Source organism: Methylomonas sp. 11b (assembly GCF_000515215.1).
Classification (GTDB): Bacteria; Pseudomonadota; Gammaproteobacteria; order Methylococcales; family Methylomonadaceae; genus Methylomonas.
Genome location: NZ_KI911557.1, coordinates 4,686,378 through 4,705,578, shown reverse-complemented (window position 1 = coordinate 4,705,578; position 19,201 = coordinate 4,686,378). Strand labels below are relative to the sequence as shown.

Below are 19,201 nucleotides of genomic sequence, written 5' to 3'. Positions count from 1 at the left end.
TTTTTCGTCTGATTAATCTAATCGACACTAAGCAAGTTTTTCCTTTATAAAACTGACTAGATTGCCGAACTCAACATTTTGGCTTTCTTTATCCATCCGTCCTTGATATTCGACGGTGCCGCTATCCAGGCCGCGGTCGCCGATTACAATCCGGTGTGGAATGCCGATCAGCTCCATATCCGAGAACATGAATCCCGCTCGAACCTTTCTGTCGTCTAGTAACACTTCGATACCCGCATCCGTTAAATCTTTATAGATTTTCTCGACCGTATCGATCAAGCGATCCGACTTATGCATATTCATTGGGCAAATAGCCACTTGAAACGGTGCTAGTTCGTTAGGCCAGATAATGCCGCGTTCATCGTGACCTTGTTCGATAGCCGCCGCGACCACCCGCGAGATACCAATGCCATAGCAGCCCATGATCATGATTTGGTTTTTGCCGGCTTCGTTAACAATAGCGGCGTTCATCGCTTCGCTGTATTTAGTGCCCAGCTGAAAAATATGGCCCACTTCAATGCCTCTGGCAATGGTAATTTGCCCTTTGCCGTCGGGACTCGGATCGCCTTCCACCACCATGCGCAAATCTGCAATGTGCTCCGGCAACTCTAAGTCGCGCTGCCAATTGACACCTTGATAATGTTTGCCGTCTTGGTTGGCGCCGCAAATAAAGTCGGACATCAAAGTCACGCTGCGGTCGGCAACTATCTTGATGCGTAAACCGATAGGACCTATCGAACCGGGTTTGCAGTGGCAGGCGCCGAGAATTTCTTCATCGCTGGCAAATTGCAGTGGCGACAGGACACCGTCGATTTTTTCGGCTTTAATCGGGTTTAATTCGTGATCGCCACGCAGTAACAGCGCAACCAAGCTGTCGTCCTCGCCCCTGACGATCAAGGTTTTCAGGCATTGCTTGGCATCAACCTTAAAAAATCCGCTGACGTCTTCGATGCTGTGCTGATTTGGCGTATCCACCAAAGTTTTGCTTTGGGTCGGCTCGGCGCGTGTCCCGTCCGGCATGACAGCTTCGGCTTTTTCGACATTCGCGGCATAATCGCTGACGGTGGAAAAGGCAATTGCGTCTTCGCCGGATTCGGCAAGTACGTGGAATTCATGGGAAACCGCGCCGCCAATTGAGCCGGAGTCGGCTATCACTGCCCGGAATTTCAAACCAAAGCGGTTAAAAATATTGGTGTAAGCTTGATACATCACGTCGTAGGTCGCTTGTAGCGATTCCTGATCGAGATGGAAGGAGTAAGCGTCTTTCATGATGAACTCGCGCGAACGCATCACACCGAAACGCGGACGGATTTCGTCGCGGAATTTGCTCTGAATTTGGTAATAAGTAATAGGCAACTGTTTGTAGCTTTTCAATTCATAACGAGCGAGATCGGTGATAATTTCCTCGTGCGTTGGACCCAGACAAAATTCGCGGTCGTGACGGTCTTTCAGTCGCGCCAACTCCGGTCCGTATTTTTCCCAACGACCGGTTTCTTGCCATAGCTCCGCAGGTTGCAAGGCCGGCATCAGTACTTCCAAAGCACCCGCTTTATTCATTTCCGTACGGACAATATGCTCAACTTTACGCAACACTCGCAAACCCAGCGGCAGCCAGGTGTAGACGCCGGCGGCAAGTTTACGGATCAAGCCGGCGCGTATCATGAGTTTATGACTGGCTATTTCGGCGTCGGCCGGTATTTCTTTGACGGTACTAAGAGGAAATTGGGAAGTGCGCATATTGGCCCTGAGGTTGTTTTATCAAAACCGCTATTTTAACGGCTAAACGCCAAAACCACGAATCAACGACGCTATTTGGGTCTATCCTAATAACTTTTAGCGTTGCTGTTGTTGATGAAATTTGGGAAACTTGACCAGATAAAAGACCCAGAAAAAGGAAGTTATGATTAAAGTACTGCTGGTTGATGATCATGAGCTTGTCAGAAGCGGCATAGAAGCTTTGCTGGCAGCTGAAAAGGATATTGTAGTGGTCGCCGTTTGTAATTGTGGCGAGGAAGCTTTGCGGATTGTCGAGCAAGAGCCGCCCGATGTCATTTTGATGGATATTAATATGCCTGGCATAGGCGGATTTGAAGCGTGCCGCCGCATATTGCAATCACGGCCGTCGATTAAAATCATTGCTTTGTCGGTGCACAACGACGGCCCCATACCGCAACAGTTGCTGAAACTAGGTGTGGTCGGCTTTGTATCCAAGGCTTCGCCGGTCAGCGAAATGGTGGCGGCGATTAAATCGGTAATTTCCGGTAAGCGCTATTTGTGCCAGGATGTGGCCAGTAATTTGGCTTTTCAGTTTTTGCCAGGCGCGGATGTTTCGCCTTTTTTACAGCTTTCCCAACGTGAGGCTGAAGTGGTGCGCCTGATTTTGCGCGGCAGGAGTATTCAGGAAATGTCGGAAGCCTTGCAACTGAGCGACAAGACCATCAATACCTATCGCTATCGCTTGTATCGCAAGTTGAATATAAAAAACGATGTGGAATTAACCAGGCTGGCGGTCAAATTTAATTATTTGGATGCCCTTTAAATAGCAGGGATGCGTGTTCGGCTAACGCACATCCCTGAAATACTTAGACCAAGGTGCGGGCTTTGGTAAAAGCTTCCCGAAAATCCAGAAATACCGGTTTCTCAGCTTCCAGCATCATTTTCAACAATTCGTGTTGTAACTGGTATTTAACATTACCTATCGCCAGCGCGCCGACACCGACGGCATTAGTCGATTGATTTGCCAAGGTTAATGGTGCCGATAAATCGTTTAACTCTATGCCTTCTATACCTGATGGCGGTACGGCATTAACATCACCGGCTACTTTCAACTGCTTGGCTTGCGCCAGGACGGCGGCATTGATGACGCGGATACCGGCCTTTGCCGTGCAGAATACTAAGTCTGCATCGGCTATTAACGCTGCTTTTTCTTCGTCATTATGGGCAACCCCTCCAGTCATGCTAGCGCCAAAGCGCCGGTTGTATTGTTTGGCAGCATCCTTTGCGGAATCGATCGATAGATGATCCACCAAGATTGTTTCTGCACCTTGCAAGGACGCTATCACGCCGGTGGCGATACCGACCGGGCCGGTGCCGCCGAACACAACCGCCTTGCTACCCTTCAATTCCTTGCCATGATGTTCTTTCAGCGCTTTTTCCACGCAAGCCACCAAAGCAGCCGCTGTGGTACAAGCTCCGCTGGGATCGGCAAATACTGAAACCTCAAATGGCGGCACCATGGCCGGCTTGGTGGCTTGCAACATGTCGATAGCCATGCCCATATCCCTGCCGCCGATAAAGATCGCGGTTTTTTTGCTGGCCGACGGACTACGCGAAAAAATCGCATCTTGGGTCAAATTGTGAATGGTCTCCAATTTGACGTTGGAATACGGCATCAGCACATCAAAGCCTGCGTCGAGTGCCATGTTAATGTCAAACGGACTGTTGTTTGGCATCGGGTCGAACATGTGAAGTATGCTGCGTTTTGCCATTTTTACCTTACCCTCTGTGATAGGCAGACTTTGGGGAGCTTAGCTAATTACTTAGACGATTTGATGAATTCGCGAGCGACTTCGAAAGCGTGTTCGAAATGTAAGAATAGCGGTTGATCGCTTTCCAGCATTCTTTTCAGCAAACGGCTTTGCGCTTGGTATTTGATGTTGCCTATCGCCAGAGCGCCTATGCCTACCGCGCCACTGGTGGATCCGGCTAACGGTTTGCCGTTATCGAACGCATCCACACCGGCAATACCGGCTGGAGGTACCGCGTTTACATCGGCCGCTACTTTCAATTGCGCAGCTTGGGAGATTAATTCTGTGCTGAGCAATTCAATGCCCGCCGCACCCGTTGCAAAAACCACATCGGCGGTTTTCATATATTCGGTCTTATCGGCGTCGGCGCCTGCCAGCACTGTAATTTTGCCATCGCCAAATTCTTCGCTGCATAGCTCTGCGGTGCGCTCGGCTTTATCGAGTTGCCTACCGATGATTCGGACTTTAGCGCCCGCTTGAGCGGCAATCACCGCAGCCGCTTGACCGACCGGACCGGTACCGCCCAAGGCGATCACGTTTTTACCTTCCAGCGTGGTGTCGAATTTTTCAGCCAGTTCTTTTTCAACTGCTGCGACCATGCCGGCTGCCGTAGTGAATGCGCCGCTAGGATCTGCGAATACTGATACTTCGAAAGGCGGGACCATGGAATTCTTGGCCATTTTCAACATATCCATTGCTTGCTTGGTCTCCCGGCCACCGATAAAAATAGCGGTGCGCAACAGGCCTTTCGGACTGCGCGAAAAAATAGCATCTTGGACCAAGCCCCTGACTTCGCTGGGTTCAACGTTGATGTAGGGGATTGCTGAAATCCAGCCGGCGTCCATCGCCATATTGACGTCGAACGGGCTTAAGTTCTTGGCTGTAGTCAGCATGTGCAGGATAAAGGGTTTTTCCATGATGGCCTCTTATAATTTGATTAGCCGGTAAGTATAAAAGAAAAGACAAGACGATAACAATTCTAGGCTAAATGCCAAATTGCGCTTTATTTTAAACGCGCCGGCACATGCGGCTCGATAGCATGGTACATCAACTGGTGCATCTTGGGGTTGCCAACGATAATGTTACCGGACTGTAAGTATTTGTCGTTAAAGGAAAAATCCGTGGCAACACCGCCGGCTTCCTGCACCAGCAACACTCCGGCGGCAATATCCCATTCCTTCACGCCGATTTCCCAATACGCATCCAGACGACCGCAGGCCACATAAGCCATATCCAGCGCGGCGGCTCCGGCGCGGCGGATACCGGCAGAATCTGCGCAGACCGCTTTGAACATACCTAGATAGGGCTCTATGTTTTCCATGGTTTTAAACGGAAAACCAGTGCCAATAAGGGCACCGCGCATACTGCTTTGTTTGGTTACCCGGATTTTGCGATTATTCAACATCGCCCCGCCGCCGCGTTCGGCAGTGAAGAGCTCGTCGCGGCTGGGGTCATAAATCACACCCAATTCCAGTTTGTTTTTGTTTTTTAGCGCTATAGACACGGCATATTGTGGAAAGCCGTGTAAAAAATTAGTGGTGCCATCCAGAGGGTCGACAATCCAGGTGTAATCGTTACCTTTATGCTCGCCGCTTTCTTCGGCCAGAATGCCATGGTCGGGAAACGCGGCACGGATGACTTTGATAATTTCCTGCTCGGCAGCCCGATCAACTTCGGAGGCGTAGTCGTTACGGCTTTTTTGATCGATGGTGAGTTTCTCGATATTTTGTGAAGAGCGTTGGATTAGGTCGCCGGCATTCCGCGCTGCGCGGACGGCAATATTAAGCATCGGGTGCATAGATCGAATTGGAAATGAGCAGTTAGAAAACTCGGATAGCATAGCAAATTTTGCTAGAATCGCTGCTTTTTTAGCCGCAGAGGCCGGGCATTGCTATCACATTTTAAAGTGGTTTTAGTGGAGACTTCCCATCCCGGCAACATCGGTGCGGTGGCTAGAGCTATGAAAAATATGCGGATGGATCAACTCCGATTGGTATCTCCAAAATTTTTCCCGCATGCTGACGCCACGGCCAGAGCTTCCGGGGCCGACGATGTGCTAAGAGCCGCAACTGTCTTCGATTCCTTGCCAGATGCTATCGCCGACTGCCGGATTGTATTGGGTTCCAGTGCGCGCGATAGGACCATCAGCTGGCCAAGTTTGACTGCCAGGCAAACCGCCGAAAAATGGGTAGGTGCATTACCGAAGCAAAATATAGCCTTGGTGTTCGGCCGTGAGAATTCGGGCTTAAAAAACCATGAATTGGACTTATGCCATTATTTGTTGCGGATTCCGTGCAATGCAGAATATAGCTCGCTGAACTTGGCGGCGGCAGTGCAAGTTGTGTGCTACGAGCTATTCGTCGCATCCGGCCAGGAAATGGTCAGTACGGTGGGCGATATGGGTGAAGAACCTCTGGCGACAGCCGAACAAATGGAAGCCTTCTATGTGCATCTCCAGCAGACTATGGCGGATATAGGTTTTCTACACCCGGAGCGTTCTAAATCAATCATGCGTCGCTTGCGGCGAATCTTTAATCGGACCCAGCTCGATACCAAGGAGCTGGATATCCTGAGAGGCATTCTGCGCTTCTCGCAAAATCACAATGCCGAATAACGCCATGCTGGCCAGACTTAAAGAAGATATAAACTGCGTATTTGCCCGAGATCCGGCCGCACAATCGGCTTTTGAAGTAATAACGACCTATCCTGGTTTCCACGCCGTACTGATTCACCATTTCAGTCATTGGCTGTGGTTACGTGGTTTTAGGTGGGCGGGCCGTTATTTATCGTTTTTGGGCCGCTGGCTGACCGGCATCGAAATTCATCCCGGCGCGCAAATCGGCCGGCGGTTTTTTATCGATCATGGTATGGGTGTGGTAATCGGCGAAACAGCGGTGATAGGCGACGATTGCACGCTATATCATGGTGTGACCTTGGGCGGTACCAGTTGGAACAAGGGCAAGCGCCATCCGACATTGGGCAACGGCGTGGTAATAGGCGCCGGCGCCAAAGTGCTGGGACCGATTGAAATTGGTGATGGCGCCAGAGTCGGTTCAAATTCGGTGGTGGTGAAATCGGTGCCCGTTGGTGTCACGGTAGTCGGGATTCCGGCCCATATCGTCGATGCGAAAGCCAAGCAAGAAAAAGCGCGACGCGACGCAATGGCCCAGAAAATCGGTTTCGACGCATACGGGGCGACTGGTGATATGCCGGACCCCATCGCGAATGCCATCAATCTGATGCTTGATCATATCCATCAGCTCGATAAGCAAATAGCCGATATGCAACACGTGCTAAACGATGCCGGCATCGATTGCCAGCGTCAGGCCATGTCGGCATTGGATGATTGTGAGATAAAGGATAAGCAATAACATAATCAGGTATTTTCTAACAACAAACCCTCCAGCGCTTGTCATCTGCGTGACTCAAACTGATTAGCGTTTGCCTTGAGCTTCTTGCAGAGTCGCGAGATTTCTACCCCGCAAATTCCCAACGAGTTCAAGCTGTAAAACGCTTGATCTGTCCTCAGAATTCAAAAATATGCGTTACAGATTGTCTGTGTTTAATACCTCAAGAACCAGTTACGATTGAATACTTGACCAAATTACTGGGTTTATTTATAGTCAGCATTATTTTCATTAGTTTGTAAGGGGTTTGAAATGCGGCTTACCACAAAAGGGCGTTACGCGGTCACCGCGATGCTGGATTTGGCTTTTCACAGCCAATCCAACCCGGTGACTTTGACTGACATTGCGACTCGGCAAACCATTTCCTTGTCTTATCTTGAACAATTGTTTGCTCGTTTACGCAAGGCCGGCATGGTCAAAGGTGTACGAGGACCTGGTGGCGGTTATACGCTCAGCCGTAGCGCCCGAGATATCAACATCGCCGACATTATCGAGGCAGTCGACGAACCTGTCGATTCAACCAAATGCGGTGGCAAGGCCAATTGCCACAACGACGAACCTTGCCTGACACACGATTTGTGGATGGGCTTGAGCGAGCAAATTCGCGCTTACTTAAAAGAAATCAGTCTCGGGCAATTGCTGGAGCGCGATTTTGTCAGTGACGTGGCAAAAAGACAGAGCAAACAAGTCGAGCATGTAATCGAAATGCAACCCAGGCAGGAAAAACGCATCGCGTAATGATCTATCTGGATCATAACGCCACCACCCGCTGTGACGAGCGAGTGGTGGAAGCGATGTTGCCTTACTTGCACGGCATGTATGGCAATCCATCCAGTCTTTATAAGCTTGGCCGCATAGCCCGTAGCGCCATCGACACCGCCAGGGAGCAAATCTTGGGGCTGATCGATGCACCAGGAGCGCAGATTGTATTTACCAGCGGCGGGACTGAAGCAAATGCATTGGCGCTAGCCAACGCCCGCGACCACGGGCTGGCGATTTCTGCAATCGAACATCCCTCCATTTTCGAAAACGCCGCACACTACCGGCGGTGTTTTCGCGACGTGCAAACGCTTGAGGTGGATGGCGCTGGAATAGTGCCATTACTCGCGTTGGATAAAGCCAATTGGCAAGCCGGCGACATGGCCTCGGTGATGTTGGCCAACAATGAAACCGGAGTTATTCAAGACATTGCTGACATCGCCGAACGTTTGGCTGAGCGAGGTGTCAACCTGCATACCGATGCCGTCCAGGGCTTGGGTAAAACATCATTTTCGTTCAAAAAGCTAGGCGTTAAATTGATGAGTTTATCCAGTCACAAAATATACGGGCCAAAAGGCTGCGGGGCGTTGGTAGTTTCAGAAGATTTTGTTTTAAAGCCCTGGCTGCGCGGAGGCGATCAGGAGCATGGCTCACGGGCCGGCACGGAAAATGTGGCGGCAATAGTGGGTTTTGGCAAAGCAGCGGAATTGGCTAAGACGGAAATGAACGCAAGGGAAGCTCGCATGCTTGCGCTGAGAATGCGTTTGGAGCAAGCTCTACGCACCATTCCGGGCTTGGCGATATTTGCCGAACACGCCAAACGATTGCCGAATACCGTGCAGTTTGGTATCCCCGGCATTAGCGGCGAAATGTTGTTAATGCGGTTGGATCAGCGCAATATCGCGGTTTCCAGCGGCTCCGCCTGCTCAGCGTCGTCCGGCGAGATCAGCCCGGTGTTGACGGCTATGGGGGCGGACGCCTCTTTGGCTAAATCAGCGATCCGCGTGAGTTTGGGTAAAGACAATCAAGAAACCGAAATCGATCAATTCGTCGATGTGTTAAAAGCATTGATAGCAAATTAACTAGGAGAATTAGCAATGGCTATTACCGTTACCGAAAGTGCCGCGAGGCAAATCCAAAAGCAGTTACAAAAACGCGGAACTGGCCTAGGTTTGAGATTAGGCGTTAAAACCTCGGGATGCTCGGGGTACGCCTACGTGCTCGATTATGCCGATCAGGCCGAAGCCGACGAAGTGATTTTCGACCAATACGATGTAAAAGTGCTGGTGAAACAGGCTGATCTGGATAAATTGAGCGGCATTGAGTTGGATTATGCCAAAGAAGGTTTTAACGAGGCCTTTAAGTTCAACAACCCCAATGTAAAAGGTACCTGCGGTTGCGGGGAGAGCTTTTCGGTTTAGCGTAAGAAACGCCGGCTTTCCTATTTAGATAAAGCCGGCGTCATCGGCGCTTATTTCATGTTCGCGCCGCAGTTTCCTTCCATTTTTTTGCCTTCAGCAGCTTTGTCCGCAGCTGGAGCAGCCGGTTTGTTACCAGCGCACTTGCCTTCGGTAGCAGCTTTGCTGTCAGTGCTTTTTTTCATCATAGACGCGCCGCATTTCCCTTCTCCGCAAGAGCCGTCTTTCATTTTATCGGCACCGGCTTCAGGTTTGGCTTCGGCAGTCAGCATATAGCCTGAGCTCAACTCAGACAACGCAAACGGATTGCTATCGGCTTGAGCAAAATTGCCCGCCAGCGTTGGCAGCAGAGATGCGCCGATTGCGATGGCGAACGGGGTTTTGTTGATTTTCTTCATACTATCTCCTGTGGAAAAAACGAATTGTTCTAATAAGTGGTTTGCCACCGGAACCCTGCATTTCCGGCAACTGGCCTGTTGTTAATATCACAAAAAAGCCTTGTAAAGTAAAGGCAGGAAGATTCTGCCAATCGGCAGTATACTTTCGCCCGAAACGACTCATTTCCGCAACCTACCAATGCGCTATCCAGCAAAACCATGACTTCAAAAAAACCGATTGCACAACTGGGAGCCGAGGTTTTGCGCCAGCAGGCGCAGCCAGTTGACGACTTTACCTGTCCGGAGTTCCACAAACTGATTGAAATCATGCATGAGACTATGCTGGAGGCCAATGGTGTCGGCATAGCTGCCCCGCAATTGGGTGCTTCCCGGCAAATTTTGATCATCGCTTCCCGGCCAACAGCCCGTTATCCGCATGCTCCGGAAATGCCGCCGATTCTGATGGTCAATCCAAGTTTCGAAATTGTTGACAGCACTTTACATAAAGATTGGGAAGGCTGTTTAAGCGTACCGGGTATCCGGGCCCTGGTGCCGCGTTACCAGGCTATCGTAGTGCAATATCAAGATCAGCAAGGCGAAATCTACAGCTTAGCGTTGCAGGATTTTCCCGCCCGAGTATTCCAACACGAATTCGATCATCTATTGGGATTGGTCTATCTGGATAGGGTTGAAAATAACCAAGATATTATCTCCGAAACCGAGTTTTTCAAACGCATCGCCGCATAGGAGCCAACTGAATGAAGTTTGTGTTGTTGTTAATAGGCCTATTGACCAGTTACAGCAGTATGGCTTTGCCGCCGCTGTCTTTCAGTCAAGTGGCGCCGGGCATCTATCTGCATACCTCTGCACACCATTGGCCGGATCGAGATAATCACGGCGAGATTGCCAATATCGGCTTTATTGTTGGTGAGCGCTGCGTGGCGGTCGTCGATAGCGGCGGCAGTCCGCAACAGGGAGTCGCGCTACGCAATACCATCAAGCAAGTTACCGCTAAACCGGTTTGTTATGTGATCAATACCCATGTGCATCCCGATCATATCTACGGCAATATCGCCTTTAAGGGACCGGGCGTGCAGTTTGTCGGCCATCATAAGCTGGCGCGCGCCATGGCGACGCGCGGCGACCATTACCTCGGTCGTGCAGCGGAATTGCTGGATATTCAGGTCAATCAAGACAATATTATTCCGCCCGATATAGAAGTAAAAGACACAATGACTTTGAACCTGGGTAATCGCGAACTGCTCCTGACCGCCCATCCGAGCGCGCATACCGATAACGATTTGAGCGTTTACGACAAGTCCACCGATACTATGTGGCTAGCCGATCTGTTGTTTTTAGAGCATATCCCGGTGATAGACGGCAGCATCAAAGGCTGGTTATCGGAGATGGAGCGCTTGGAGAAAAATCACTACAAATTAGTGGTGCCCGGCCACGGTCATTTGGTTAAAGATTGGCCGGTAAGCCTACAAGCGCAAAAAGCCTATTTGACTGGATTGGCAACTGAAGTGAGAGCCATGATCAAGCAAAGCAAAACCTTGGAGCAGGCCGTGAATAGCGTCGGCTTGCCTGCTAAAAAGAATTGGCAATTATTTGAACAATTCCACCGCAAAAATGTGACTATCGCATTTGCCGAGCTGGAATGGGAAGATTAAATAGTGGAGAGTAAAAGCATGCATAAACCTTACAACCTTATTTATCTGTTGGCTTTAATGATTTTGCCCGCGACCGCCGCCGCGGAAGGCGATGACATTACCTGGAACACGGTTTTGAAAAGCCAGTTTTTCGCCGGTAAAAATATCGAAGAATCCAATGCGGTTATCGAGTTGGATGCTCCTTATCGGGCGGAAGATCCGGCGATTGTACCGGTTAAAGTCACCGGCAAGTTTGCACAAAGCAAGGATAAATACATCAAAAAAATCTGGTTGTTTGTCGATAAAAACCCGTTTCCATTTGTCGGTGAATTCGAGTTCTTTCCGGAAAGTGGCAAAGCCGATTTAGCGTTGCGCGTGCGCGTCAATACCTATAGCGACATTCGCGCGGTGGCCGAAACCAATGACGGCAAGTTCAGCATGACCAAAAAATTCGTGAAAGCCAGTGGCGGCTGCTCGGCACCGATCGGCGCTGATCTGGATGAAGCCATGAAGCGGCTGGGCAAGGTTAAGTTTAGGCTCGACGACAGCATTCAAAGCGGTCAACCTGCCCTGACCCAATTGATGATCAGCCATCCCAACCTCACGGGTATGCAGATGGATCAAATGACCCGATTTATCAGAAAATCGCACTTCATCGATCAACTGAAAGTGACGTTTAACGGCAAACCCGTGCTTAACGCCAAAATCGATATTGCGATCAGCGCCGACCCGAATTTCCGCTTCTACTTTGTGCCGGATAAGGCCGGCGAGTTAAAAGCCGAATTTACCGATGTGTCTTGTGAATCGCCCACCAGCCGGAATGTTTGCAGTAAGGGCGGCAGCTACTCGCAAAGTTATACGGTAAGCCCATAATGGCAGGTTCGCCAATCAGAGGGATACTGTTGGCATTGGGCATGCTGGCATTTGCCGGCGATGCGCTTGCGCTGCGCTGTGGACATAAACTGGTCCAAGTGGGCGACTATAAATCGGAAGTGTTGGAAAAATGCGGGGAACCCGATTCGGTCGAACAGCGCCGAGCAATCCGCGGCAGCCGCTTGCGGCATCCCTACGGTGCATTGGAGATAGACCAGTTCGAAGAAGTACTGATCGAGGAATGGATTTACAACTTTGGGCCGCGCAAGTTTCAACAGCTGTTGGAGTTTGAAGACGGTGAGTTGAAAAAAATCCGCAATTTAAGCTATGGATACTGAAGCGCAAAAAGAACCCGCCGAAAAACGGCGGGGTTAGCAGGATTGCCACAGGAGAGCCCATCTCACCGAGCCATCGGTAAAACATTAAAAATTTACGATCATCACACCTTACATACCATGCTGGGCCGGGACACTGAAACTACCAAAATGCTGAGGCGCACCGGGCATTAAAGGATTGTCTTGCACCACCGACCTAGGTTTTTGCCAGTGCCCAGCCGCGGCCGGCCGGCCCAGGAAGTAACCTTGCAGCAATTTGCCGCCGGCATCCAAGGCAATATCCAGTTGCACTTCGTTTTCGATGCCTTCGATGATCGCTTGCGCGCCCAAGGCCTGGATGATTTCGATCAATTTCGGCAACACCCGACGAATCTTGGCATCGGTTTGCGCCTGATGGATAATACTTAAATCCAGTTTCACAAAGCTGGGCGACAAACGCCACAAACGATCCAGATTGGAATGCCGGCTACCAAAATTATCGATAGCCACCTGAAAGCCGCGATCACGATAATTGTCCACCGCTTCGAGCAACTGTTGATCGGCTTCCACCGCGTTTTCCATGATCTCCAGCACGACTTTTGTGGTCGGCACCGAATGCAGATGCAGAATGTGTTCGAACACCTTGCCGTGCGTATTCACGCTCACCAGCAATTTGGGATGTACGTTTAAAAACAGCAAGCCCTTATCCGTCGGCAGATTCAGATAGTTAAGCATGTGCAGGGTTCTCGCCACCCTATCCAACTTCACCAGTTTGCCCTGGTTATCCGCCCAACTAAATGCAAAGTCCGGACTCACGGCTTCCAAGCCGGTGGACGTGCGCAGCAAGGCTTCGTAGCCAAGCAGGCCCTGGGATTTGCCGGCATCGAATATCGGTTGAAACTCGCTGCGCAATTTCAGGCCAATAAATCGGCTCAAAACTTCCTGTTGCTGGATTTCCAGTTTGAATTCGTCCAGATCCAGATACAAGGCCCGTTCGAGATCGTCACGGAGCAATTCGATGGTATTTTCCACCATGGCTACACCCTCCACTGCCTAATCATTCTTAGCGCCCGTAAATTTTGTCGAACACACCGTTATCGTCGAAGTGTTGTTTCTGTATAGCACTCCAACCGCCCAGTTGCGTGACGCTGACTAGGTCCAAAGTCGGGAATTGTTTGGCGTATTTAGCCGCGATGTCTTTGTCGGTCGGCCGATAGAAGTTTTTGGCGATAATCTCCTGGGCCTCCTTGGTGTAGAGATATTTCAGGTACTCGGTCGCCAGGTCCTGGGTGCCGTTCTTTTTCGCCACCGCTTCGATCACCGCCACAGGTGGCTCGGCCAAGATGCTAAACGGCGGGGTGACCACTTCGAACTTATCGGCGCCGAATTCTTTCAACACCAGGTAGGCTTCGTTTTCCCAGGTAATCAGTACGTCGCCGATTTCCCGTTCGGCAAAAGTGGTGGTGGAGCCGCGCGCGCCGGAATCCAGTACCGGCACGTTTTTAAACAGCTTCTCCACAAAAGCCTTGGCGGCGTCCTTGCTGCCGTTTTTCTTTTCCGCGAACGCCCAGGCTGCCAAATAATTGTAGCGGGCGCCGCCTGAGGTTTTCGGGTTGGGGGTAACGACGGACACGCCGTCCTTGATTAAATCATCCCAGTTTTTGATGGCCTTGGGGTTACCCTTGCGCACCAGGAACACGATAGTCGAGGTGTAAGGCAAGCTGTTGTTAGGCAATTTGCTTTGCCAGTCTTTTGGCAACAAGTTGGCTTTCTCGTGGATTTGATCAATGTCGCCCGACAGGGCCAAGGTCACCACATCGGCTTCCAGGCCATCGATCACGGCGCGGGTTTGTTTGCCGCCGCCGCCATGCGATTGCTGGATGGTGACGTCTTCGCCGGTTTTGGTTTTCCAGTATTGGCTAAACAGTTGGTTATATTCTTTATACAACTCGCGAGTCGGGTCGTAGGAGACGTTCAGCAAGGTGCGTTCAGCCAGTGCGTTGCCGCTCAGGGCCAGGGCTATACCGAAGAGTAAGGGCTTAAAGGTATGGGTAAATCTCATGGGTGCTCCTGAAAAAGGGTTATCGGATCTGCTTGCGGCAAGCTGGGCTTTGTTTGACCACGTTGCGTATGCTACGCAAAGACGACAACCAACAAAAACGATATATTTAGAATTGAATATCTGATATTAAGATATTAGATTCCGGATACAGACCTAACCGACGCGTGGTCAGGTTTGCCATAAACAAAGGCTTTCAGGGAAATTTCGGAACAGCAGCGAGTAAGGAGTTCGCTAGTTTTGGTGCGATACCAGACCGTAAAACAGCGGGAAGCCGAAGCTTCCCGCTGCTAACCAAGGTCAAACCGCAACTATCTTACGCCGCCCTACCGCCGCCAATCCGGCCAGCGCACTGCCGAATAACCAAACGGCGCCGGGAACCGGCACTTGCGAGACGGTGATGGTATTGCCAGCCAGAGAAAAATTCAGGGTATCGGAGCTCAAGGTGAGCCGATAGTCGCCGTGATCGCGGGCGGCAAGCCCTGTCGGTAAGGTCAAGTTATCGTTAGTATTGATACCGGCGACAGCTTCACTGGTCGATAAGGTGTAATCGGCCACCAGATACAAATAATTGCCGGCCTGCAAGGTTACGTTAAATGCCGGATCGCGCAAGAAAAGGGAACCGTCCGCCGAACCGTCGGTGTTAGTCAAAATCGGCTGATTGCTGCTATCGGGGCAGTGATTGCCGTCGGAATCGTCGCAACGCGCCAACATATCGCCAGCATCCAGCAAGCCGTCATCGCGGTAGATATAAGTATCCGGATCCAGAAATGTAATTTCACCGTCGTTGTTCAGGTCGATTTCCTGGTAACCGGCGGTGGATGTTTGCTTTTGAGTGGCCTCATAAGCCAACAAATCGACTTTGAAAGTACCGCCGCTAAGCATATTGATTTTCCAAGTATCGTAGGTAGTGCCGCCGCTTACTTTATAAATGGTTCCTGACACTTCCAGAGTATTTGCTTGGGCCTCGGCAATGAACGCATACCCCGCCAATCCGGCGATACCAATTGATTTTATTAGTTTATTCACGATTATTACAACCTTTATGTTGATTGAAATTAGAGCGCATTGGGAACTTGATTTTCAGGGCCTCTAAAAATTCGTCATTCCCGCGTATTCGGAAGCGGTTAATCCGCGCGGCGGGTCCAGTTTGCAAAGTCAGCGACAGAACCGAATATGAATGATTGGAAGTCCCAAATCGTGTTAGCCGTTTCTACGCCTACGGCTAAGCACGCTGATCCACATACAACATTCAGACCACAAAACATTTTTCTTTAAATACAGAAAGATACGTAGATGGCGAGTGGTAATGCGCGGGGAATTTTCCGTGAAATAACTCATGTGCAAAGTTATTTGCCACAACTTATGCCCTTTGGGTATCTGAATAGGCATGACGGATTTTTTGGTTTAACTGAAGCAGCTTATTAACCCGATTCTCAAATATCGTCGCTCTCGCCAACGCGGGAATAGCGGAAGCGAGCAATTTAAGGGCCCACTGAATAGGCTGAAGAGAGGGAGCGCAACCGCTCATACAAAGTGTTGATTACGCTCGCAATCAGCGTGCTGAAGCGCTGATGAAAACTGCTTGCCCAGAGTTTCCTTAAATCAGCATACTTGAATGTTGCACCGTTTCCCGCGAACCAGCCAGCCAAGCCCGCCGAGCGCGGAAAAGAACAAGTAAAAGGTGCCCGGCAACGGAACCGGTGCCGATTGCAGCGGACTCATATGCCAGGCCAATGCGTAATCCCAGTTGAACGGACTGGCTTCACCGGACTTGACCCGTAATTCGTAGTGATGACCGGTGACCAGACTAAGCCACAGGTTCTCGCTGTTGTCGGCGCTGCTCGCCGAGAACGCGGCGATATTTTGGGCCGTGCTATCGAACAACTCCAGATTCAGGTCGTGCAAAGTGCTTGTCATATTCAGGTCGTTCGATACCCCAAGATTCCATACCAAAGACGCCTGCAAATTCAAATCCATCGCGGCGGCGAACTTATATGTAGCCAGACTATTACTAGCCAAACCGCCAAACTCGGTATCCACGTCGAATCCGGCCAAGCCGATGCCGTTCTGGGCACCGCCATCTTCCAGGCTATCTTGTTCGCCACCGGCGATGATTTCGTAACTATGCAAAATATTCAGCTGGCCGGCGCCGAATCTATCGTCCAGACCATTAATGGTTTGGTGCCCGCTGCTGCGATAGTCGACGATATTGTCCGTGGTTGAAGTATTTTTCGTCGCTCTGTCGGCACCCGCCAGCAACGCGGCTTTAACGGTTTCGGCGCGCTCGGCGTTGTAAACCGTTCCCACGCCTTCAATATCAATAGATCCCTGCGATAGATTGGCCGCGCCCTTGTGGCCGGTCTCGACTAATAACGCGGCAGCAGCGGCTACTATGGGTGTCGCTCCACTGGTGGTGGTTTGCGGCGCGACTACATCAGGACGCGTCCGTCCCGCTATATATAAAGAATCCACCGCATCGGACCCCCTATCTTGTCTGCCATCGGTACGACCCACCGCAATCGCGTTGTAAGCGCTACCCAATAAGGGCGAGTCGCTAAGGCCATTGTTCATACCAACCACCTGGATGAATTCGTTGCGCTGCACTTGCCTGTCAACAAGGCGCAAAATCATCGCCGTTTCCGACGCGCTGTCGCCTTTGCCAATCCAGCTATGGTTCGCAATCCGACTGGCGTTGACTGGAGCCAACGCAGCTGGACTAATGAGACTTTCGATCCAGGCGTTGGCATCATAACTGGCGATATTGTTTATACCGTGGGCGATAGAATCCTTACCATAAAATCTGGCACCAACGCTGTCGGCGTGTCCCGATGGTGAGGTACTGGCTTTTTTTCCCGGAAAACTGAACGTCTTACCGACAAATTGGGTGTTACGAATATTCGGCGCATAGATGGGGTAATCAGTGTGGTCCCTCGATTCGACTAATGACGCTTCGGCGTGAACCACATTGACGCCCTCGCCGGTCGGAGTGTTTGCGCCCAATTGAGTTAGCAAGGCTTGATAGCCGATATCGGCTTTGTAATCGGCGGCAGCTGCGGATGCCAAAAACAACAATGGAAACAGATAAAACCCAGGCTTTTTAATCATTGTTATCACCTTTTTAATCTCTTGACGTGCGGTTATCTCTACCCAGCCGTTCCGGAAATTACCTCGCGGGTAACCTAGTAGTCCGGCTGGTGACTGCACCAGGATTGGGCATTACTCTGAACGCCTCTAACGTCCCAACACTGGATCTGTCGATTAATCGCAACTATAGACCAGATATCCAGTATTGCCGGATGCTCCTCTATCGTTGAGTTTTGAAGTTAGGGAAGGGGTTTAGGTTTTGCATGCCCTATGGCGGTCAGTCCCGCGCAGAGAATCCTATGCAGCCACAGGCTCCCGCCGGTGCGGGACTTAGGAAATTTGAGTCCCAGGTTAAAAATCGGCAAGACAAAGGGAAAAGTGTTTAAAACATTTTTAGAAAGCAGTCATGCAAAGAACCCTGGGCATTCAAAATGCCTTGCTAACTAGCGAGATTGCAGCCCCTGCGGGTTGTTGGCCAGGGGCTTAGGTCGGTAAAAGCCTCGGGTGAAGCGAGATTTACGCGATCAATGAATGCGAATCAGATACCCGTCGGTTTTTTCACAACCGGGTTTGCTGTGTGCGGTAATACTCAAGCGCGCGAAACCACCTTCTATAGGTCTATCCACTTTGCCCTTTATCTCCAAGCGACCGCTGGGTTGTTGAGTAATTTGCAGTTGTTTAGAGGTGAAATGATATTTGGTTTCGCCGGCACTGACATTAACCACAACCGAGGTCGGCGTGGTATTGGCCGAAGCCATCAACGAAAACTCGCTAAACGATTGCAAATATTTATTGGTTGCCGGCTGAAACTCCGAAAACACCGGTTTATCGCAGTGCTGCGAACTCTGACTGCTGCCATAGGCATGTGCCGCAGTACCACTCAAACTCAACAAAGTGGCGGCAGCAATTTTTAATAGCGTGATCATTTTTTCTCCGAGGCGTGGTTATAAGAATAGTTATGCCCTTAGCTTACCAATAAATCACGGAATTGCTGGCGATCAATTCAATCCAGCACGTGCCTTCGTACCAATTCTCACCGTTACGATTATGCATATTCAAATAAAAATTGTGATGAAAAACACACAAGTAGTTCTGATGGAAACAAATTAAGTTCTAATAAGAACCATAATCTGATAAACTCTACCCACACTAACAATTGAAACGAAGCTCTCGAAACATAAGTTCGTTTTGATCCGGAAGTGCCGAGGCCCAACCCGCTATCGATTTATTTTTTCTTGTTTACCGAGGTTAACATCATGATGTCACGCAAAGAATTCATAATTTTCTCTATAGCAATCTCCCTTATCAGTGCGCTGTGCTTTCCTGTCTCCGCGGCGACTTTTAGCCACGAAGAAGTAAGAGCCGCTCTGGAAAGCACCATTTCCAAAGTCAAAGCGTCGATATCCGCGGTGGAAAACGGCGCGGACAAAGAAACCGTCGCCGAACTGGTCAGCAATGCCAAACAACAGCAAAAAGACATCGAGAACAACGATCTCGAAGTCAAACGCCAGCATGCAGGCAAACGTCTGAATACCGCATGGAAAGCAGCCCGCGGCGGCGATTTGCAGTTGGCCGGGGAATCGTTGAAAGAAGCTTTGAGCCGCTATGAAGAAATGAACAAACTTTATGTTTCCAGCCACTAAGCCCTAAACACAGGCCGGTTCAGCCATGTATCAACGGACCGCATCGGTGCACAAAATAGGGGCGTTTTGTGTGCATATTGGACAC

The 19,201-nt window shown here is 50.3% G+C and carries 21 protein-coding genes; 11 read left to right on the top strand and 10 right to left on the bottom strand.

Features of this window, described 5'->3' with window-relative positions; genetic code table 11:
• Positions 1 to 27: 27 nt before the first annotated feature.
• The gene (locus METH11B_RS0122625) at positions 28 to 1,737 is read right to left on the bottom strand and encodes a proline--tRNA ligase (protein ID WP_026603997.1); all 1,710 of its coding nucleotides are present in this window, start codon (positions 1,735 to 1,737) and stop codon (positions 28 to 30) included.
• A 163-nt stretch (positions 1,738 to 1,900) separates the two neighbouring features.
• On the opposite strand from METH11B_RS0122625, the gene METH11B_RS0122620 reads away from it, so the two are divergent.
• Positions 1,901 to 2,539 carry a response regulator gene (locus METH11B_RS0122620; protein WP_026603996.1) on the top strand — a complete coding sequence of 213 codons (639 nt, stop codon included), beginning with the start codon at positions 1,901 to 1,903 and terminating at the stop codon, positions 2,537 to 2,539.
• Between the two features lie 43 nt (positions 2,540 to 2,582).
• Here METH11B_RS0122620 and METH11B_RS0122615 read toward each other — a convergent pair whose 3' ends face one another.
• The 3 genes from METH11B_RS0122615 to METH11B_RS0122605 all read right to left on the bottom strand — a co-directional run bounded on the left by METH11B_RS0122615 (position 2,583) and on the right by METH11B_RS0122605 (position 5,325).
• Positions 2,583 to 3,488, bottom strand: coding sequence for an NAD(P)-dependent methylenetetrahydromethanopterin dehydrogenase (locus METH11B_RS0122615; RefSeq protein WP_036276354.1), 906 nt, complete (start codon positions 3,486 to 3,488; stop codon positions 2,583 to 2,585).
• Positions 3,489 to 3,535: 47 nt separating this feature from the next.
• Positions 3,536 to 4,444 carry an NAD(P)-dependent methylenetetrahydromethanopterin dehydrogenase gene (locus tag METH11B_RS0122610; RefSeq protein ID WP_026603994.1) on the bottom strand — a complete coding sequence of 303 codons (909 nt, stop codon included), beginning with the start codon at positions 4,442 to 4,444 and terminating at the stop codon, positions 3,536 to 3,538.
• A gap of 86 nt (positions 4,445 to 4,530) precedes the next feature.
• The gene (locus tag METH11B_RS0122605; RefSeq protein ID WP_020485389.1) at positions 4,531 to 5,325 is read right to left on the bottom strand and encodes an inositol monophosphatase family protein; all 795 of its coding nucleotides are present in this window, start codon (positions 5,323 to 5,325) and stop codon (positions 4,531 to 4,533) included.
• A 90-nt stretch (positions 5,326 to 5,415) separates the two neighbouring features.
• On the opposite strand from METH11B_RS0122605, the gene METH11B_RS0122600 reads away from it, so the two are divergent.
• The 5 genes from METH11B_RS0122600 (at position 5,416) to METH11B_RS0122580 (ending at position 9,114) form a co-directional block, all read left to right on the top strand.
• The gene (locus tag METH11B_RS0122600) at positions 5,416 to 6,141 is read left to right on the top strand and encodes an RNA methyltransferase (protein WP_036276353.1); all 726 of its coding nucleotides are present in this window, start codon (positions 5,416 to 5,418) and stop codon (positions 6,139 to 6,141) included.
• A gap of 4 nt (positions 6,142 to 6,145) precedes the next feature.
• Positions 6,146 to 6,898: a serine O-acetyltransferase gene (cysE, locus tag METH11B_RS0122595; RefSeq protein ID WP_026147227.1), complete on the top strand. Its 753-nt coding sequence runs from the start codon at positions 6,146 to 6,148 to the stop codon at positions 6,896 to 6,898.
• Between the two features lie 288 nt (positions 6,899 to 7,186).
• A complete protein-coding gene (gene iscR, locus METH11B_RS0122590; RefSeq protein ID WP_020485386.1) occupies positions 7,187 to 7,672 on the top strand; it encodes a Fe-S cluster assembly transcriptional regulator IscR in 486 nt (161 codons plus the stop codon).
• Positions 7,672 to 8,775: a cysteine desulfurase family protein gene (locus METH11B_RS0122585; protein ID WP_026603992.1), complete on the top strand. Its 1,104-nt coding sequence runs from the start codon at positions 7,672 to 7,674 to the stop codon at positions 8,773 to 8,775. Before iscR ends, METH11B_RS0122585 begins: the two co-directional genes overlap by 1 nt.
• Before the next feature lie 15 nt (positions 8,776 to 8,790).
• The gene (locus METH11B_RS0122580) at positions 8,791 to 9,114 is read left to right on the top strand and encodes a HesB/IscA family protein (protein ID WP_026603991.1); all 324 of its coding nucleotides are present in this window, start codon (positions 8,791 to 8,793) and stop codon (positions 9,112 to 9,114) included.
• 50 nt (positions 9,115 to 9,164) lie between these two features.
• Here the strand turns inward: METH11B_RS0122580 and METH11B_RS0122575 are convergent, their stop codons facing one another.
• Positions 9,165 to 9,509, bottom strand: a complete 345-nt coding sequence (locus tag METH11B_RS0122575) for an HvfA family oxazolone/thioamide-modified RiPP metallophore (RefSeq protein ID WP_020485383.1) — start codon at positions 9,507 to 9,509, stop codon at positions 9,165 to 9,167.
• Positions 9,510 to 9,707: 198 nt separating this feature from the next.
• Between METH11B_RS0122575 and def the strand changes: the two genes are divergently transcribed.
• Genes def through METH11B_RS0122555 form a run of 4 tightly spaced genes read left to right on the top strand, consistent with a single transcriptional unit; the run spans position 9,708 to position 12,351 of the window.
• On the top strand, positions 9,708 to 10,235 hold the full coding sequence (def, locus tag METH11B_RS0122570; protein ID WP_026603990.1) for a peptide deformylase: 528 nt from the start codon (positions 9,708 to 9,710) through the stop codon (positions 10,233 to 10,235).
• A gap of 11 nt (positions 10,236 to 10,246) precedes the next feature.
• Positions 10,247 to 11,161, top strand: coding sequence for a quinoprotein relay system zinc metallohydrolase 2 (locus METH11B_RS0122565; RefSeq protein ID WP_026603989.1), 915 nt, complete (start codon positions 10,247 to 10,249; stop codon positions 11,159 to 11,161).
• A gap of 18 nt (positions 11,162 to 11,179) precedes the next feature.
• Positions 11,180 to 12,013: a quinoprotein dehydrogenase-associated SoxYZ-like carrier gene (locus tag METH11B_RS0122560; protein ID WP_026603988.1), complete on the top strand. Its 834-nt coding sequence runs from the start codon at positions 11,180 to 11,182 to the stop codon at positions 12,011 to 12,013.
• The gene (locus METH11B_RS0122555; RefSeq protein ID WP_020485379.1) at positions 12,013 to 12,351 is read left to right on the top strand and encodes a DUF2845 domain-containing protein; all 339 of its coding nucleotides are present in this window, start codon (positions 12,013 to 12,015) and stop codon (positions 12,349 to 12,351) included. The genes METH11B_RS0122560 and METH11B_RS0122555 overlap by 1 nt, the downstream gene beginning before the upstream one ends.
• A gap of 108 nt (positions 12,352 to 12,459) precedes the next feature.
• Here the strand turns inward: METH11B_RS0122555 and METH11B_RS0122550 are convergent, their stop codons facing one another.
• The 5 genes from METH11B_RS0122550 to METH11B_RS0122530 all read right to left on the bottom strand — a co-directional run bounded on the left by METH11B_RS0122550 (position 12,460) and on the right by METH11B_RS0122530 (position 18,399).
• Positions 12,460 to 13,362, bottom strand: coding sequence for an EAL domain-containing protein (locus METH11B_RS0122550; protein WP_026603987.1), 903 nt, complete (start codon positions 13,360 to 13,362; stop codon positions 12,460 to 12,462).
• 28 nt (positions 13,363 to 13,390) lie between these two features.
• Complete coding sequence (locus METH11B_RS0122545; RefSeq protein WP_026603986.1) at positions 13,391 to 14,389, bottom strand: sulfate ABC transporter substrate-binding protein; 999 nt, start codon at positions 14,387 to 14,389, stop codon at positions 13,391 to 13,393.
• A 297-nt stretch (positions 14,390 to 14,686) separates the two neighbouring features.
• Positions 14,687 to 15,415, bottom strand: a complete 729-nt coding sequence (locus tag METH11B_RS29870; RefSeq protein WP_026603985.1) for a VPLPA-CTERM sorting domain-containing protein — start codon at positions 15,413 to 15,415, stop codon at positions 14,687 to 14,689.
• A 576-nt stretch (positions 15,416 to 15,991) separates the two neighbouring features.
• Positions 15,992 to 17,494 (bottom strand): hypothetical protein, encoded by a 1,503-nt coding sequence (locus METH11B_RS0122535; RefSeq protein WP_026603984.1) that lies wholly within the window; start codon positions 17,492 to 17,494, stop codon positions 15,992 to 15,994.
• Positions 17,495 to 17,997: 503 nt separating this feature from the next.
• Positions 17,998 to 18,399 carry a hypothetical protein gene (locus METH11B_RS0122530; RefSeq protein WP_026603983.1) on the bottom strand — a complete coding sequence of 134 codons (402 nt, stop codon included), beginning with the start codon at positions 18,397 to 18,399 and terminating at the stop codon, positions 17,998 to 18,000.
• Positions 18,400 to 18,729: 330 nt separating this feature from the next.
• Here METH11B_RS0122530 and METH11B_RS0122525 point away from each other — a divergent pair, with 330 nt between their 5' ends.
• Complete coding sequence (locus METH11B_RS0122525) at positions 18,730 to 19,116, top strand: hypothetical protein (RefSeq protein WP_036276348.1); 387 nt, start codon at positions 18,730 to 18,732, stop codon at positions 19,114 to 19,116.
• The last annotated feature ends 85 nt before the right edge of the window (positions 19,117 to 19,201 follow it).